Below are 15,690 nucleotides of genomic sequence, written 5' to 3' on the forward strand. Positions count from 1 at the left end.
ACGCTACGAGAAACGGGCATACGCCTACCTCGGCACCGTCACCCTCGCAGCCCTCATCATCTGGCTCCGCACATGATCCAGGAAACAGCGCCTAGGCCTGCCCGGTCGCGTTACGGGCGCGGTGGGCGCGGGCCTTCTCGCGGTTTCCGCAGTGCTCCATGGCGCACCAGCGGCGACGGCCGGGGCGCGAGGTGTCGACGAAGAGCAGGAAGCAGTCGTGGGCACCGCACTCGCGGACGCGGTCGGCGTACGGTCCGCCGAAGAGGTCGATCGCGTCACGGGCCAGCGTGGACAGCAGCCGGGTTCCGGTGGCGCCCGGCGCCCAGGCGGGCGAGCCGTCCGGGGCGAGACGGGGCACGAGGGGCGGTTCGGCGGCGGCCGCGTTGACGATCTCCAGATGACGCGGCTGGAGCGGGCGGCCGTGCGCGCGGTCGGCGGTGAGCAGGAACAGCGCGTCACGGAAGACCCGGGCGTCGCTCAGCTCGCCCTCGTCGACGGCGAGCTCCAGACCGTCCGCGAGCCGACTGCGGCGCGCCCAGGCCGCCAGGTCGGCGGGCTCGTGCAGCACCTCGAAGCGCGCGAAGGCACCCGGACCCCCCGTGGGCAGCAGCTCCAGGCACAGGGCGCCGGGATCGAAGCGGTACGGCGTGCCCTCGTACGAGATCAGGGTCAGGCCGGGCGTCTTCGGCGGGAGTTCCGGCGTTTCCCGGACGCGATCGGTCACGTAACCAATATAACTGGTTACGTGACCGACACCGAAGCACACGAGACGAGGGCGCCCGCCCCGGCGCCCGTCCACTGGAAGCTCGTCATCGACTGCGGCAACCCGCAGGCCCAGGCCGACTTCTGGGCCGCCGCGCTGCACTACGAGGTCGAGGACAACAACGCGCTCATCGAACGGCTGCTGGAACTCGGCGCCCTGCCGCGCGAGGCGGTCGTCGAGTTCCACGCCCGCCTCGCCTTCCGCGACCTGGTCGCCGTACGGCATCCCGAGGACCCCGTCGAGCCGGACAGCGGCACCGGGCTGGGGCGGCGGCTGCTGTTCCAGCGCGTGCCCGAGCCCAAGTCCGGCAAGAACCGGCTCCACCTGGACCTGCATCCCGGCGCCGGCCGGCGCGAGGACGAGGTGGCCCGGCTGCGGGGGCTCGGGGCGAGCGTGCTGCGGGAGGTGAAGGAAGCGGGCGGACAGTGGGTGGTCATGGCGGATCCGGAGGGGAACGAGTTCTGCGTGCAGTGAGGGCCTAGGCCCTGTGCGCGAGCAGACCGGGGCCCTCACGCCCTAGGAACGAGCGGGCCGGGCCCTCACGCCTGGGAACGGGCGGCGCGGGCCGCTCGGTCGGTGAGCCGGATCATGCGGGCGTGGGCCGACTCCAGTTCCTCCAGGTCGGCGGCGGCGGGGCCGCCCTCGGCCGCCAGGTCCGTCCACATGTCTATCAACTCGTGGCCGAGCCGCAGCCCGTCCTGCGGATCGCGCACCGCGCGCCAGGCCATCGCGGCGCTCTGCACGTTCCCGTACGCCGCGTCGGCGTCTCCCAGGCGTCGGTGCACCCGGGCCAGGTCGAGCGACAGGCCCATGGCACGCTCGCCCTCTCCGGCCAGGTAGGCGATGTACGCGGTGAGTTCCCGCAGCCGCAGCACCTCGGGGTGCTCGTGCTCCAGCCCCGTTCCCGCCAGCGTCCGTGCCGCGAGCTCCGCGGCCGCCTCGACCCGTCCCGACCGCACGGCCTCGCCGATCCGCCCCATGGGCTCCGCGAGGGGCCCGGTGGCGACGCCCTGTTCGTCGTCGAGCACCGCTTCGGCGATGGCGTCGAAGCCGCGGGGCGGGGTCGGGGTGAGCGAGGTGGAGGGGGCCGGGGCGGACGAGGTGAGCCGGGTCAGGGCGGACGAGGTCAGCGCGGACGTGGTCAGCGGGGCGGGGGTGCCGGTGGCGGAGCGGTTCGCGGTGGTGGTCTGCGGTTCCGGGATCGGCCGGGGGGCCGGCGCGGTGCCGGGAACCGGCTCGGGCCGCAGGGCCGTCGGCGTCGGTGCCGTCGGCCGGAGGTAGGGGTTCGACGCGTCCGGATCGGCGTGGTGCGCCTGCGGGACGTAGGGCGAGCCGGACGGCGGGGGCTGCGGGGTCAGGGTCTGGGGGCCGTACGGCTCGGCACCGTGGGACGGCCCGGCCATCACCGGCGGCGGACCGAATCCCTCGGCCGGCGACGGCTCCACCTGCTGGGCGCGCGCCGGCTCCACCCGCCGGGGCTCCCCGCCGGGTGCCGCGGTCCGCGGCCGCTCCTGCCCCCGGGGCCGGCCGACCCCGCCCGGGGTGGCCGGTGCGGCCGTCCCGCCCAGGGCCTCGGCCTTCGGCGCCTCCCGCCGCACCCGGACCGGGTCGGCCGTGAAGCTGCTCGCGCCGTCGGGGGCGACCTGGAGCGGAACGACGTAGCCGATGCGCTCGTCGTGGACCATGGCGAGCACCGGGCGGCCCGAGGCGCGGGCGACGGTCTGGAGGTGCTTCAGGACGGCCCGCTGGATCTCCTCGCCGGTGCCCGTGGCCACGCGCACCCCCTCGACGAGGGCGCCGGTCACGGTGACGCGGACGTCGAGCGGTGCCACCGGTCCGGCGGTCGGCGCCTGGGTGATGCCGTGCTGTTCCCGCTGGTCGCCGCGGCTGGTCGGTGTCATCGGTTCCCCCACTCCCTCTGTCCGCGAACGCCGCCGGACACGCACGGTCGAGTCTCTCCGCTCACAGGCCCTTCACGCGTCACCACGACGTCACAGCCTCGTCCCAAGAACCGGGGCCGAATTCCCGGGCGTACCAGGCGTCTCGGAGGCCCCAGAGACCACACAGACACCAGAGGCACCAGGGGGCGCTGAGATCCCAGAAACCGCTGAGGCCCTGTGGGCCCCAGAGGCCCCAGTCCCTCGGTTCCCGGTGGAAAGATTTTGATGCATGTGCATACGATGTTGGGGCCTTCCCGACCCGAGCACGGGCCTGAGCAGCGTTCCGAGCACAGCTCTGGACACGGACCACCTGGGGGACCCATGACCCGCCGCTTCCTCTTCCTGACCACCGGCAGCCGCGCGGACGGCAACACCGAACTGCTCGCCCGCCGCGCCGCCGAGCAACTGCCCGAGGACGTCGGGCAGCGCTGGATCCATCTGGCCGACCACCCCCTGCCCGACTTCGAGGACGTACGGCACGACGTCGCCCGCGAGCGCGGCGAGGACCCCGACGCCGGCCTCCTGCTCGACGCCACGCTCGCCGCGACGGACCTCGTCATCGCCTCACCTCTGTACTGGTACTCCCTCTCCGCACACGCCAAGCGCTACCTCGACCACTGGTCGGCCTGGCTGCGCGTGCCCGGCGCGGACTTCCGGGCCACGATGGCGGGACGGACGCTGTGGGGCGTCACCGCGCTCGCGCACGAGGAGACCGAGGTCGCCGAGCCGCTCATCGGCACCCTGAACAACTCCGCGGCGTACATGAGGATGCGCTTCGGCGGCGTCCTGCTCGGCAACGGCAGCAGGCCGGGTGATGTGCTCGCCGACACCGACGCCCTGGCCCGCGCCAAGACCTTCTTCGCCCAGGACGCGCCCCTCGCCCGCTTCCCGTACGAGAAGTGAGCGGCCGGGGCCCTACGCCGTGATGTCCTTCGTGGTGAAGCGCGCCCAGGCCGCCGAGCCGAACACCACCGCGTACAGCGCCTGGATGCCGAGGTTCTTGCGCAGGTCCTCCCAGTAGACCGGCTCACGCATCAGGTCGGCGAAGGACAGCCAGTGGTGGGAGAAGAAGTACGGGTGCAGGGCGCTCAGCTGGGGGATCTGGTCGAGGATCTGCACGGTGATCAGCAGGCCCACCGTCGTCGCCATCGCGGCGATGCCGCTGCCGGTCAGCGTGGAGACGAACAGGCCGAGCGCCGCGACCCCGAGCAGTGACGCGGCGACGACGAGGGCGATCAGCACGGCCCGGACGAGGCCCTCGGTGAAGCTGATGCGGGTCCCCGAGATGGTCGTCAGATCACCCATCGGGAAGAGCAGGGCGCCGACCATGAGGGCCGAGACGGCGACCGTGAGCGTGGCCGCCAGGCAGAAGGCGACCACCGTCACGTACTTGGTGAGCAGCAACCGAGTGCGGCCGGCGGGCGCGACCAGGAGATAGCGCAGTGTGCCCGCGTTGGACTCGCCGGCCAGCGCGTCCCCCGCCACCACGCCGACGGCCATCGGCAGGAAGAACGGCAGTGTCGCCGCGAGCCCCGTGAACACCAGGAACAGGCCGTTGTTGGTGATCTGCGAGATGAACGCGGGGCCCTCGCCGCCCCCGCCGCCGACGGCGGAACCGTCACTGGTCTCGATCTTCACCGCGATCCCGACCAGCACCGGCACGGCCGCCAGCACCCCCAGCAGGGCGAGTGTGCGCCAGCGCCGGAAGGTCGTCACCAGCTCGCTGCGCAGCAGGCCCAGGCTCCACAGGAAGCCGGGCGTGCGGGCGGCGGACGCGCCGCCCGGCGCCGCGACGGTCAGGTCAGCCCGCGACATCGAAGCCCTCCCCCGTCAGCGCCACGAACGCCTCCTCCAGCGAGGCCCGTTCGACGCCGAATCCGCGTACCCGCACCCCTGCCCGGACCAACGAGGCGTTGATCTCCGCGAGTTCCCGCTCGGGCGGCTCGCCGGTGACCCGGTCCCCGTCGGCGACCACGTCGCCCACGCCCTGTTCCTTCAGCACCCGGGCCGCCTCTGCCGCGTCCGGGGTCGTGACGACCAGCCGCCCGCGCGCCCCGGCCGCGAGGTCGGCGACCGCGCCCTGGGTGATCAGCCGGCCGCGGGCCATCACGGCCGCGTGCGTGCAGACCTGCTCGATCTCGTCCAGCAGATGGGAGGAGAGGAACACCGTCGTGCCGTCGGCGGCCAGCTCCCTGATCAGGGTGCGGATCTCCCGCATGCCCTGCGGGTCGAGCCCGTTGGTCGGCTCGTCCAGCACCAGCAGCCGGCGCGGCTGGAGCAGGGCCGCGGCAAGGCCCAGCCGCTGCTTCATGCCGAGGGAGTAGGCCCGTGCCTTCTTGCCCGAGGCGCTCGCCAGCCCCACCCGCTCCAGCGCCGTGCCGACCCGGTCCCGGCGGGTGCGCGGGTCGGCGGTGGGGTCGGCGGCGTCGTACCGCAGGAGGTTGTCGCGGCCGGACAGGAATCCGTACAGCGCCGGGCCCTCGATCAGGGCGCCCACCTGCGGGAGCACGGTCCGCGCGGCCCGGGGCATGGGCCGCCCGAGCACGCGCGCGCTGCCCGAGGTGGGCTCGATCAGGCCCATCAGCATGCGGATGGTCGTGGTCTTGCCGGAGCCGTTGGGGCCGAGGAAGCCGAAGACACTGCCCGCCGGGACGGTCAGATCCAGCCCGTCGACGGCGAGCTGTCCGCCGCGGTAACGCTTGGTGAGAGCGCGGGTGACGATCGCTCCGTCGCCCTCGTCGGCACCGGCGCCGGGGGCGGCGCCCGGGTCGCTCTCGTGCCCCGGTGTGGCGGACGTTGCGCGCATGGGCTCCCCCGGCTCCCTCGACTCGTCGTACGCGTACGGTACTTACTGTCCCGCGCGCACGCCCGCCACCGCGGTCATCCCTGCGAATCGGCCGCCTTCACCAGGGCTTCCTGGGTGACCGCGCCGACGTAGACCTTGCCGTCGTCGGTGATCAGGGCGTTGATCAGGCGGGTCTTGAAGACCGTGCCCGAGCCGAACTTGCCGTCGACCTTGTCGCCGAGGGAGTCCAGGAAGCCGCCGAACTGGCCGCCCATCTCGTCGCCGGAGGGGACGCCCTCGCCGCCGGTGTCCAGGACGGCGATCGCGTTCCAGCCCTCGCCGATGGTCTGCGGACCGTCGGCGGACCCGCCCTCGGCGCCCTGCTCCAGGCCCTTCTCGAAGCCCTTCCCGAAGTGGTCGAAACCGCCGTCCACGGAGGCGCTCGGGGCGTCGTGCCCGGCCTCGCCCTCCTCGGTGACCTTCGCGCCCTTGGGCGGGGTGAAGTCGAACGTGGAGGCGGCCGGCCTGGCGAAGCTGACCTGGGTGAAGCCGACGTCCAGGACGGCCGCGCCGCCGCTCGCCGGGGTGAGGGTGAACTTCAGCGGCGTCCAGGTCTTCGCATCCACCGCGATGCTGATCGCGCCGACGGTCGTACCGGACTGCTTGGGCTCGATCAGCAGCTTGTAGGCGTCGCGGCCGGCGACCCTGGCGGTGCCGTCGACGGTCACGGACGTGGTGTCGTCGGCCGCCTTCAGGGCCTCCTCGGCGAAGTCCTTGGGCGTGGCGGGCACGTCCTCGGGCTCGGCGGACTCGGCCGTCGTCGAGTGGTAGACCTCGTTGGACCGGCTGTCGTAGCCCCAGACGTCCTTGCCGTTGTGGATGACGCTGTACTCGGCGGCGTCCTGGAGGAGCGACAGCTTCTGGCGGTCGGGACCGTCGGCGGCCACGCGCAGGGTGTGCGTGCCGGTGGCCAGCTCGGTGAGCCGGGCCGACGGGTCGGCCGCGGAGCCGTCGCCGCCGTCCGCGCCCCGGGCGGCGCCGGAGAACAGTCCGCTCTCCAGTCCGCCAAGGTCGGGCAGGCCGAGGTCGGTGTTGATCCGGACCGTGCCGGACAGCTGCTCGGTGTCCGACTCGGCGATGTTCTGGACGACTTGCTCCGCGCTGATCTTCGGCAGGTCGGGGCTGCCGGAGCTGGCGAGCGCGGGCACGAGCCCGATGGTCGCCGCCGCCACGCCGGTCACCGCGACCGGGACGATGTACCGCGTGGCCCTGCGTCGGCCCGCGCTCGGGCCGTCGGCCTCCGAGGCGGCCGTGGTCTCGTCGGATTCGTACGGTGCCATGTGTGCCCTACCTCCGTGTCGGCGGCGGCCGTTCAGCTCGATGCGCACTGTTCACCCTGAGCCGCCATTCTCACCCGAATCGGTGAGGAGTGGTGTTTTCCGTGTGGTCTCCATCAGACCAAACCGGGGGTGTCGACGCGTCACTCCGCGGAGCCAACTCCACGTACTCCTGCGGTATGACACGCAAGGGCGGCGCCTCCCCCGACCCGTAGGGGTCGAGGGCGCGCCGCCCTTGGACAGGCAGTTGGGGATGGCGGGGCGGGGGGGCTCCGGGGGGGTGGTGCCGGGGGACGCGGTGGCCGTGACGGGGGGCCTGGGTGGTCGCGCCGGGGGCCTGGGTGGTCTTGACGGCGAGGGGCGGGCCTGCGGACCGTCGGGACGGTGCGGTGCGGAGCCTCCGTGGCCCCTGGGGCCGTTCCCCTGGGGTCGTTCCCTGGGGCGTTTCCCTGCGGCTGTTCCCCTGAGGCCGTCAGCCCGCCCGGTGCACCACCGCGTCGCAGAGCTCCACCAGGGACGCCTTCGCATCGCACTCCGGCAGGGGCGCGAGCGCGGCGCGGGCCTCCGAGGCGTAGCGGACGGTGTCGCGGCGGGCGTGCTCCAGGGCCGGGTGCTCGCGCAGCGCGGCGAGCGCCTCGGCCAGCCGGGCGTCGTCCGTGAGGTCGGAGTCCAGCAGATCGCACAGGGCGAGGTCCTCGGCGAGCCCCAGCCGGGCGGCCCGCTCGCGCAGCCGCAGCACGGGCAGGGTGGCGATGCCCTCGCGCAGGTCGGTGCCGGGGGTCTTGCCGGACTCGCGGGAGTCGGAGGCGATGTCCAGGACGTCGTCCGCGAGCTGGAAGGCGACGCCGAGCCGCTCGCCGTACTGGGTGAGCACGTCGACATGGGTCTCGTCGGCGCCGGACATCATCGCGCCGAACCGGCAGGAGACGGCCACCAGCGAGCCCGTCTTGCCGCTCAGCACGTCCAGGTAGTGGTCGACGGGGTCGCGGCCGTCGGCGGGACCGGCCGTCTCCAGGATCTGGCCGGTGACCAGCCGCTCGAACGCCTCGGCCTGGACGCGGACCGCCTCGGGGCCGAGGTCGGCGAGGATGTGCGAGGCACGGGCGAAGAGGAAGTCGCCGGTGAGGACGGCCACCGAGTTGCCCCAGCGGGTGTTGGCGCTGGGCACTCCGCGGCGTACGGCCGCCTCGTCCATCACGTCGTCGTGGTACAGCGTGGCGAGGTGGGTCAGCTCGACCACCACGGCCGAGGGCACGACGCCGGGCGCGTAGGGGTCGCCGAACTGGGCGGCGAGCATCACGAGCAGCGGCCTGAACCGCTTACCGCCGGCCCGCATCAGATGCTGGGCGGCCTGGGTGATGAAGGGGACCTCGCTCTTGGTTGCCTCGAGCAACCCTTCCTCGACTGCCGTCAATCCGGCCTGGACATCGGCCTCCAGAGCCTGGTCCCGCACGCTCAGCCCGAACGGCCCGACGACGGTCACGAGGGTCTCCTGTCTGCTGGTGTCCACCGGCGATTACGCGGTTTGTCGATAGGTCGCCGCCATCACTCAAGTCAGCGTATCCGGTCACGATTCGATCACTGCCGCCACCCACCCCGCAGGCCGGGCGGTATTGCGGCACGGCCGGTATGTTGCTGATCAACCGATAAGAACGGACATTTATCCACTTAATCGAACGGGCTCCGCAGGGATCGCGCCATTCGTGTCCGTACGCCCCCCCGACGGGATCGTCCACCAGGATCCGCGCGCCCCGCTTCCGAACGGGGTGCGCCCGCGCGGACGCTTCGACGGGGGCGCTCCCGCGCACGCGTCCGGCGACCCGCCGCGTTCGCGGAGGACGCGGGAAAGCGAGCCGCCACCCCCACGGGAGCCACGGGGAGCGAGCCGCCACATCCGCGAGAGCCACGGGGAGCGAGCCGCCACATCCGCGAGAGCCACGGGGAGCGACCCGCCACGCCCCCGGAGGGCAGTCGGCCGACCCGGCCCCGGACGCCGGGATCCGCATCCGCGAGAGGCGGATCCCACGAGCGGTCAATTGAGGCAGAGTTGGGCCTCATGTCCGAATTGCCGCTCTTGCGGCTGACGGTGAGTTGGCTCACTGGCCGGCCCGCACGCCGGACCGCGCGCCCAGGGGGCACGGGGGGCGCCCCGCCCTGCAATTGCGCGGCGGCGACCAAAATGGATCAAGTACCCCAAACGGACTGGATCATGCCGCGTCGTCCCATTGTGTGAATCCCGCACTTGTTTCGGTCATGTGCTCTCGCATACGTTCCGGGCCAGCCGGGCGGACGCCGAATCCTGCCGCCGCCCACAGCATCCGACGACCAGACGCAGCGGCAGGAGCGGGGGACCCAGGCAGGTCGCCGGACCGAACGTCGTACCAGGTACGAGGCGCGGTACGGCTCGGGGTGAAGCCATGTCCGAAAGGGCAGGGCCGGGCACCTTTCCGCCCGAACCCGACAGCTCACCTCGCAGGCGCCGGAGAGGAACACCCCCATGCCTGCGAACACGCATGCAAACCGCCGCCCCCGTCTCGCCCGTGCCCTCGCCGCCGCCGGTGTCGGCGCCGCCGTGCTGGCGCTGCCGATCGTCGGCGCGACCACCGCGTCGGCCGCCCCCACGGCCACTACGGCCGCGACCGTCTACCCGAGCAACCTCGACGGCTGGATCCGTCAGTCACTCGACGTGATGGCCCAGAACGGCATCCCGGGCACGTACGACGGCATCTACCGCAACGTCATGCGCGAGTCCTCGGGCAACCCCCTCGCGATCAACGACTGGGACTCCAACGCCGCCGCCGGCACGCCTTCCAAGGGCCTGCTCCAGGTCATCGACCCGACCTTCGCGGCGTACCACGTGCCCGGCACGGCGTTCGACCCGTACGACCCGGTCGCCAACATCACCGCCGCCTGCAACTACGCGGCCGCGCGCTACGGGTCGATCGACAACGTCTTCGGCGCCTACTGATCCCTCCGGCCGGCCGCCGGGACCCGGGCAACACATCCGATCTGACCGGATTCGCCCGGATCCGCCCGGCGCGTCAGCCGTAGAGTCGTTCGAGGACGACGGCGATGCCGTCGTCCTCGTTCGAGTGGGTGATCTCGTCGGCCACCGCCTTGAGTTCGGGGTGGGCGTTGGCCATGGCGACGCCGTACTCGGCCCAGTCGAACATGGGGATGTCGTTGGGCATGTCCCCGAAGGCGATGGTGTCCTGCGGGGTCAGGCCGAGATGCCGGGCCGCCAGCGCCAGGCCGGTCGCCTTGGTGATGCCGCACGGCTGCAGCTCGACCGTGCCGGGCCCCGACATGGTGACCGTGGCCAGCGAACCCACCGCGCCCCGCGCGACCGTCGCCAACTCGTCGTCGCCCAGGGTGTGATGGCGCAGCAGCACCTTGCTGATCGGCTCGCACCACAGATCGTCGCGGCGCTCGACGCGCAGCGCGGGCAAGGTGGGGTGCGGCATCGTGTAGCCCGGCTCGATGAGCGTGAGCCCGTCGACGCCGTCCTGGTCCACGGCCGCGTACACCTGTCCTACCTCGGCCTCGATCTTGCCGAGTGCGGTCTCGGCGAGCTCGCGGTCCAGCGTCACGGACCACAACAGCCGGTCCGCACCGGCGTCGTAGAGCTGCGCGCCCTGTCCGCACACCGCTAGGCCCGTGCTGCCCAGCTCCTCCAGGAGCGGACGCACCCTCGGCGCCGGCCGGCCGGTCACCACCAGATGCCGGGCGCCGGCGGCCTCCGCCAGGGCCAGCGCTGCACGCGACCGGTCGGAGAATGTGTCGTCGCCGCGCAGCAGTGTGCCGTCCATATCGGTGGCGACGAGCGAGAAGGCGGTGCGGTCGGCATATGCGGTGGGTGCGGCCATGATCAGAGAATACGGACATCGAACCCCTCGGACCCCCCGCGTCGGAGACTACGACAGGCGCCTCTCCGAGCTCACGCGCCTCTTCAACTCCCTTTCGCGCTCCGGCATTTCACCCCCAAGTGGGGCCGACCGGATGGCCCGGCCCGGTGGCCCGGCTCCGTTCGGCGGGGTTCGGCCGGTTTCGGCACGCGGCGACGCGGCCGGGATTCAACGGCGGCTCCGCCCGACCACGACGGGCGGCCCGGCCGTAACGTGTGGCGCAGTCACGTGCCGTCCGAACGCGCGGCACGCGAGCGCACGGCACCGCACACGGCACGCACGAGAGCGAGGCAGAACCGCATGCCCCCCTTCGATGTCCCCGAGGGCGACCCCTTCGGTCCGCACAACCTTCCGTACGGCGTGTTCTCCACCGGGGACCCGCACCGGCGGACCGTCGGCGTCCGGCTCGGAGACCACGTCCTCGACGCGGGCGCGGCGGCCCGGGCCCTCGGCTCCCCCTACGCCACGCTGCTCGACCAGCCGTCCCTCGACCCGCTGCTGGCCGCCGGCCGCACCGCCTGGTCGGACGTCCGGCGCGCGCTCACCGCGTGGGTGACGGTCCCCAGCTACCGCGAGACCGTCGAGCCGCTGATGCACCCCCTCGACTCGGTGACCCTGCACCTGCCCTTCACCGTCGCGGACTACGTGGACTTCTACGCGTCCGAGCACCACGCCCGCAACGTCGGCCAGATGTTCCGCCCCGACGCCGAGGACTCCCTCACCCCGAACTGGAAGCACCTGCCGATCGGCTACCACGGCCGCTCCGGCACCGTCGTGGTCTCCGGCACCGACGTCGTACGGCCCTCCGGGCAGCGCAAGGCCCCGGCCGACCCCGCCCCGGTCTTCGGCCCTTCCGTGCGCCTGGACATCGAGGCCGAGGTCGGCTTCGTCGTCGGCACGCCGTCCACGATGGGCACCCCGGTGCCGCTGGCCGGCTTCCGCGACCACGTCTTCGGCCTCTGCCTGCTCAACGACTGGTCCGCCCGCGACCTCCAGGCCTGGGAGTACGTCCCCCTCGGCCCCTTCCTGGGGAAGTCCTTCGCCACCTCGGTGTCGGCGTGGATCACCCCGCTGGAGGCCCTGGAGGAGTCCCGCGTCGCCGCCCCGGAGCGCACTCACCCGCTGCTGCCCTACCTCGACGACGCCGACGAGGAGCCCTACGGCTACGACCTGCGGATCTCCGTCGCGGTCAACGGTCAGGTCATCTCCGAGCCCCCCTTCTCCACCATGTACTGGACCGCCGCCCAGCAGCTGGCCCACATGACCGTCAACGGTGCCTCCCTGCGCACCGGTGACCTCTACGGCTCCGGCACGGTCAGCGGCCCCGCCGAGGCCCAGCGCGGCTCCCTCCTGGAGCTGACCTGGAACGGCCGCGACCCCTTCGAACTCCCCGACGGCAAGCGCACGTTCCTCGAGGACGGCGACGTCGTCACCCTCACCGCCTGGGCCCCCGGCCCGGACGGCATCCGCGTCGGCCTGGGCGAGGTCACCGGGCGGATCGTGGCGGGCTGAACCGGCGCCCCGGTGCGGCCGGGCCGGGGCCCAGGCGGTGAGTGAGGACGTCCTGGGCGGCCTGAGCGGCGATCGGTGAGGAGATCCCCGGCGGCCGGTGCCGCGATCCATGAGGGTGGATCGCGGCCCGGCCCGCCGGGCGACGGCCGGGCTGCAGCCACTACCGGATCCGCTCCGGATCCGCTCCCGCCGATTCCTTACGCCCACCGCCCCCCGCCGTCATACTGGCGGCGAGCGCGTCCCCCCGCGCGCAGCGAGGCACCGCACCCCCGCCCTACTCCCGATCAGGATCCGGAGCCCGTGGCATGACCGTCTGCCTGCTCCTGCTGAGCCTTCTCGCCCTGACGGCCGCCGTGCCGGTCCCCCGCGCGCTCACGCGGGCCGCCTGGCCCGAGCGGGAGCCCGTGGTCGCGCTGTGGGTGTGGCAGTGCCTCGTCGCGACCGTCCTGCTCTGCTGTCTCACCGCCCTCACCTTGAGCGCCGCCGCCGTCTTCCAGACCGTCCGCGCCCATGTCTTCGCCCCGGCGCCCGTCGAGGTGACCGCCGCCTACGACCTCACCGCCGCCCCGCCCTGGGCGACCGCCCTCACCGTCCTGCTGGCCTTCGGAGCGGCCTGGACCACCGCGATGCTGGCCCGTGAGCTGGTGGAGGCCCGCCGTCGGCGCGGACTGGCCCGCGCGCATCTGCGCGAGCGCGCCCCCGACCTGCCCGCAGGGCTCCCTGCCTCGCGCGGCCCCCTGCTGGTGCTGGAGGACGAGTACCCCGACGCCTGGTGGATGCCGGGCAGCCCGCCCCAGCTGGTCGTCACCACCGGCGCGCTGCACCGCCTCACCGACCACCAGCTGGACGCCGTGCTCACCCATGAACGCGGTCACGCCCGCGCCCACCACGACTGGCTGCTGCATCTGTCGACGGCCCTGGCCACCGGCTTTCCCCGGGTGCCGCTGTTCGCCTACTTCTGCGACCAGACCCGCCGACTGGTGGAACTCGCCGCCGACGACACCGCCTCGCGCCGGTGCGGCCATCTGACCGCGGCCCTGGCCCTGATCGAGCTGAACCAGCACCGCGGCGTCCTGTCCTGCGCCTCCAGCGACCGTCTGCTGCGCGAGCGCGTGGACCGTCTGCTCCAGCCGCCGCCCCGCCTGGACCGCGTCCGGCGCGCCCTGACGACCACGGTCGCGGCCCTGGTCCCGCTGCTCCCGCTGCTGATCACCTTCGCGCCGGGGCTGACCGCGCTCAACTGACCCCGGCGGCCCCTGGGCCGACGCCCGGTCCGGCTCGGGCTCGGCGCCTCCTCCCGCCTACGCCCAGTCGTCCGGCTCGGGCTCGGTCTCGAACTCCGGCCAGTCGTCCGGCGCGGCGGCGGCCTCCTCGGCCGGAGCCGTGGAGCCGGGCTCGCCGTCCAGCGCGGCCAGCACCGCGAGCACGCCCTCCCCGTAGGTCGCCAGCTTCTTCTCGCCGACGCCGCTGATGGAGCCGAGCTCGCGCACCGAGCCGGGCCGGGCGAGGGCGATCTCCCGCAGCGTGGCGTCGTGGAAGATGACGTACGCCGGGACGCCCTGTTCGCGGGCCTGCTCGCCGCGCCAGGCGCGCAGCGCCTCGAAGACCGGCTGAAGCTCCTCGGGCAGCTCCGCCACCACCGCCTTGGGCTTGCGCTCGCCTCTGCCGGAGGACGAGCCCGACCGCGATCCGGCGGGCTTCTTCGGCTCCTTGCGCAGCGGCACCTCACGCTCGCGCCGCAGCACCGACCCGCTCTCCTCGGTGAGCACCAGCGTGCCGTACTCCCCCTCGACGGCGAGCAGTCCCTGCGCCAGCATCTGGCGGACGGCACCGCGCCATTCGGCCTCGGTCAGGTCCTCGCCGATGCCGAACACGGACAGCTGGTCGTGGTCGAACTGGATCACCTTCGCGGTGCGTCTGCCGAGCAGGATGTCGACGATCTGGCCGGCGCCGAACTTCTGCCCCCGTTCGCGCTGGAGCCGCACCACCGTCGACAGCACCTTCTGGGCCGCCACCGTGCCGTCCCAGGTCTCGGGCGGTGTCAGACAGGTGTCGCAGTTGCCGCAGGCCGGCGAGTCGGGGTCCTGGCCGAAGTAGGTGAGGAGCTGTGCGCGCCGGCACCGCGCGGTCTCGCACAGGGCGAGCATCGCGTCCAGGTGGGACGCGGCCCGGCGGCGGAACGCCTCGTCACCCTCGCCGGACTGGATCAGTTTGCGCTGCTGGATGACGTCGTTGAGCCCGTAGGCCAGCCAGGCCGTCGAGGGCTGTCCGTCGCGGCCGGCCCGGCCCGTCTCCTGGTAGTAGCCCTCCACGGACTTGGGCAGGTCGAGGTGGGCGACGAAGCGCACATCGGGCTTGTCGATGCCCATGCCGAAGGCGATGGTGGCCACCACGACCAGGCCGTCCTCGCGCAGGAACCGGGACTGGTGGGCAGCGCGGGTGCCCGCGTCCAGGCCCGCGTGGTACGGCACGGCCTCGACGCCGTTGGCGGACAGGAACTCCGCCGTGCGCTCCACGGAGTTGCGCGACAGGCAGTAGACGATGCCCGCGTCGCCCGCGTGCTCGTCGCGCAGAAAGCTCAGCAGCTGCTTCCTGGGCTCGGCCTTCGGCACGATCCGGTACTGGATGTTGGGCCGGTCGAAGCTGGCCTCGAAGTGGCGGGCGGCCGGCATGCGCAGCCGCTCGGTGATCTCCTGGTGGGTGGCCCGGGTCGCCGTGGCCGTGAGGGCGATGCGCGGCACGTCCGGCCAGCGCTCGCCGAGCAGGGACAGGGCGAGGTAGTCGGGGCGGAAGTCGTGGCCCCACTGGGAGACGCAGTGCGCCTCGTCGATCGCGAACACCGAGATCTTGCCGCGGCCCAGCAGCTCCAGCGTGGTGTCCAGCCGAAGCCGCTCCGGCGCCAGATAGAGCAGGTCCAGCTCACCGGCGAGGAACTCCGCCTCCACCAGGCGCCGCTCGTCGAAGTCCTGCGTGGAGTTGATGAACCCGGCCCGCACACCGAGTGCCCGCAGCGCGTCGACCTGGTCCTGCATGAGCGCGATCAGCGGGGAGACGACGATGCCCGTGCCGGGTCTGACCAGGGCGGGGATCTGGTAGCACAGCGACTTGCCGCCGCCGGTGGGCATGAGCACCACGGCGTCCGAGCCGGACACCACATGCTCGATGATCGCTTCCTGCTCGCCGCGGAAGGCGTCGTAGCCGAACACGCGGTGCAGTGCGGCCAGTGCCTCGCTGTCGGTCGGCGCCGGTCCCCCGGTCGTCCCTGTCATCTCGCTGATCCCGCCCGTCCCGCCCATCGCCGTGCCCCCGTACGCCGTGTCTCGACCACTGCGTCCACGATAGGCGCAGGCACCGACAGCCCCTGGAGTTATCCACAGACCCGTACGAGTGAACGCCGGGACTCTCCGTGTTCGGCCAGAACAGTCGGCCGGAGCAGTCGGCCGGAACG

General features: G+C 72.9%; 13 protein-coding genes and 1 riboswitch. Of the genes, 5 read left to right on the forward strand and 8 right to left on the reverse strand.

What is annotated here, in order from left to right; all coding sequences use genetic code 11:
• Positions 1–91: 91 nt before the first annotated feature.
• A complete protein-coding gene (locus ACZ6SQ_RS29110) occupies positions 92–724 on the reverse strand; it encodes a CGNR zinc finger domain-containing protein (protein WP_469567203.1) in 633 nt (210 codons plus the stop codon).
• Between the two features lie 21 nt (positions 725–745).
• On the opposite strand from ACZ6SQ_RS29110, the gene ACZ6SQ_RS29115 reads away from it, so the two are divergent.
• On the forward strand, positions 746–1,237 hold the full coding sequence (locus ACZ6SQ_RS29115) for a VOC family protein (RefSeq protein WP_469567205.1): 492 nt from the start codon (positions 746–748) through the stop codon (positions 1,235–1,237).
• A gap of 65 nt (positions 1,238–1,302) precedes the next feature.
• On the opposite strand, the gene ACZ6SQ_RS29120 is transcribed toward ACZ6SQ_RS29115, so the two are convergent.
• Positions 1,303–2,664: a tetratricopeptide repeat protein gene (locus tag ACZ6SQ_RS29120; RefSeq protein ID WP_469567207.1), complete on the reverse strand. Its 1,362-nt coding sequence runs from the start codon at positions 2,662–2,664 to the stop codon at positions 1,303–1,305.
• Positions 2,665–3,024: 360 nt separating this feature from the next.
• Here ACZ6SQ_RS29120 and ACZ6SQ_RS29125 point away from each other — a divergent pair, with 360 nt between their 5' ends.
• A complete protein-coding gene (locus tag ACZ6SQ_RS29125; protein ID WP_469567209.1) occupies positions 3,025–3,606 on the forward strand; it encodes a flavodoxin family protein in 582 nt (193 codons plus the stop codon).
• A gap of 12 nt (positions 3,607–3,618) precedes the next feature.
• Here the strand turns inward: ACZ6SQ_RS29125 and ACZ6SQ_RS29130 are convergent, their stop codons facing one another.
• The 4 genes from ACZ6SQ_RS29130 to ACZ6SQ_RS29145 form a co-directional block, all read right to left on the reverse strand.
• Entirely contained in the window at positions 3,619–4,518 is a 900-nt protein-coding gene (locus tag ACZ6SQ_RS29130; protein ID WP_469567211.1) for an ABC transporter permease, read from the reverse strand.
• A complete protein-coding gene (locus tag ACZ6SQ_RS29135) occupies positions 4,505–5,509 on the reverse strand; it encodes an ABC transporter ATP-binding protein (RefSeq protein WP_469567213.1) in 1,005 nt (334 codons plus the stop codon). Before ACZ6SQ_RS29135 ends, ACZ6SQ_RS29130 begins: the two co-directional genes overlap by 14 nt.
• Before the next feature lie 74 nt (positions 5,510–5,583).
• Positions 5,584–6,828 carry a LolA family protein gene (locus ACZ6SQ_RS29140; RefSeq protein WP_469567215.1) on the reverse strand — a complete coding sequence of 415 codons (1,245 nt, stop codon included), beginning with the start codon at positions 6,826–6,828 and terminating at the stop codon, positions 5,584–5,586.
• 469 nt (positions 6,829–7,297) lie between these two features.
• Positions 7,298–8,308 (reverse strand): polyprenyl synthetase family protein, encoded by a 1,011-nt coding sequence (locus ACZ6SQ_RS29145; protein ID WP_469567216.1) that lies wholly within the window; start codon positions 8,306–8,308, stop codon positions 7,298–7,300.
• A gap of 869 nt (positions 8,309–9,177) precedes the next feature.
• Positions 9,178–9,317: riboswitch (cyclic di-AMP (ydaO/yuaA leader) on the forward strand.
• Between the two features lie 5 nt (positions 9,318–9,322).
• Between ACZ6SQ_RS29145 and ACZ6SQ_RS29150 the strand changes: the two genes are divergently transcribed.
• On the forward strand, positions 9,323–9,793 hold the full coding sequence (locus ACZ6SQ_RS29150; protein ID WP_469567218.1) for a transglycosylase SLT domain-containing protein: 471 nt from the start codon (positions 9,323–9,325) through the stop codon (positions 9,791–9,793).
• Between the two features lie 73 nt (positions 9,794–9,866).
• Here the strand turns inward: ACZ6SQ_RS29150 and ACZ6SQ_RS29155 are convergent, their stop codons facing one another.
• A complete protein-coding gene (locus tag ACZ6SQ_RS29155; protein ID WP_469567220.1) occupies positions 9,867–10,691 on the reverse strand; it encodes an HAD family hydrolase in 825 nt (274 codons plus the stop codon).
• Positions 10,692–11,030: 339 nt separating this feature from the next.
• Here ACZ6SQ_RS29155 and fahA point away from each other — a divergent pair, with 339 nt between their 5' ends.
• Together fahA and ACZ6SQ_RS29165 are read left to right on the forward strand one after the other, a co-directional pair.
• Positions 11,031–12,242 (forward strand): fumarylacetoacetase, encoded by a 1,212-nt coding sequence (gene fahA / locus ACZ6SQ_RS29160; protein WP_469567222.1) that lies wholly within the window; start codon positions 11,031–11,033, stop codon positions 12,240–12,242.
• Between the two features lie 305 nt (positions 12,243–12,547).
• Positions 12,548–13,486, forward strand: coding sequence for a M56 family metallopeptidase (locus ACZ6SQ_RS29165; protein ID WP_469567224.1), 939 nt, complete (start codon positions 12,548–12,550; stop codon positions 13,484–13,486).
• Between the two features lie 57 nt (positions 13,487–13,543).
• Here the strand turns inward: ACZ6SQ_RS29165 and recQ are convergent, their stop codons facing one another.
• Positions 13,544–15,538, reverse strand: a complete 1,995-nt coding sequence (recQ, locus tag ACZ6SQ_RS29170) for a DNA helicase RecQ (protein WP_469567226.1) — start codon at positions 15,536–15,538, stop codon at positions 13,544–13,546.
• Between the last annotated feature and the right edge of the window lie 152 nt (positions 15,539–15,690).

The organism is Streptomyces sp. NPDC048600, from assembly GCF_055587025.1.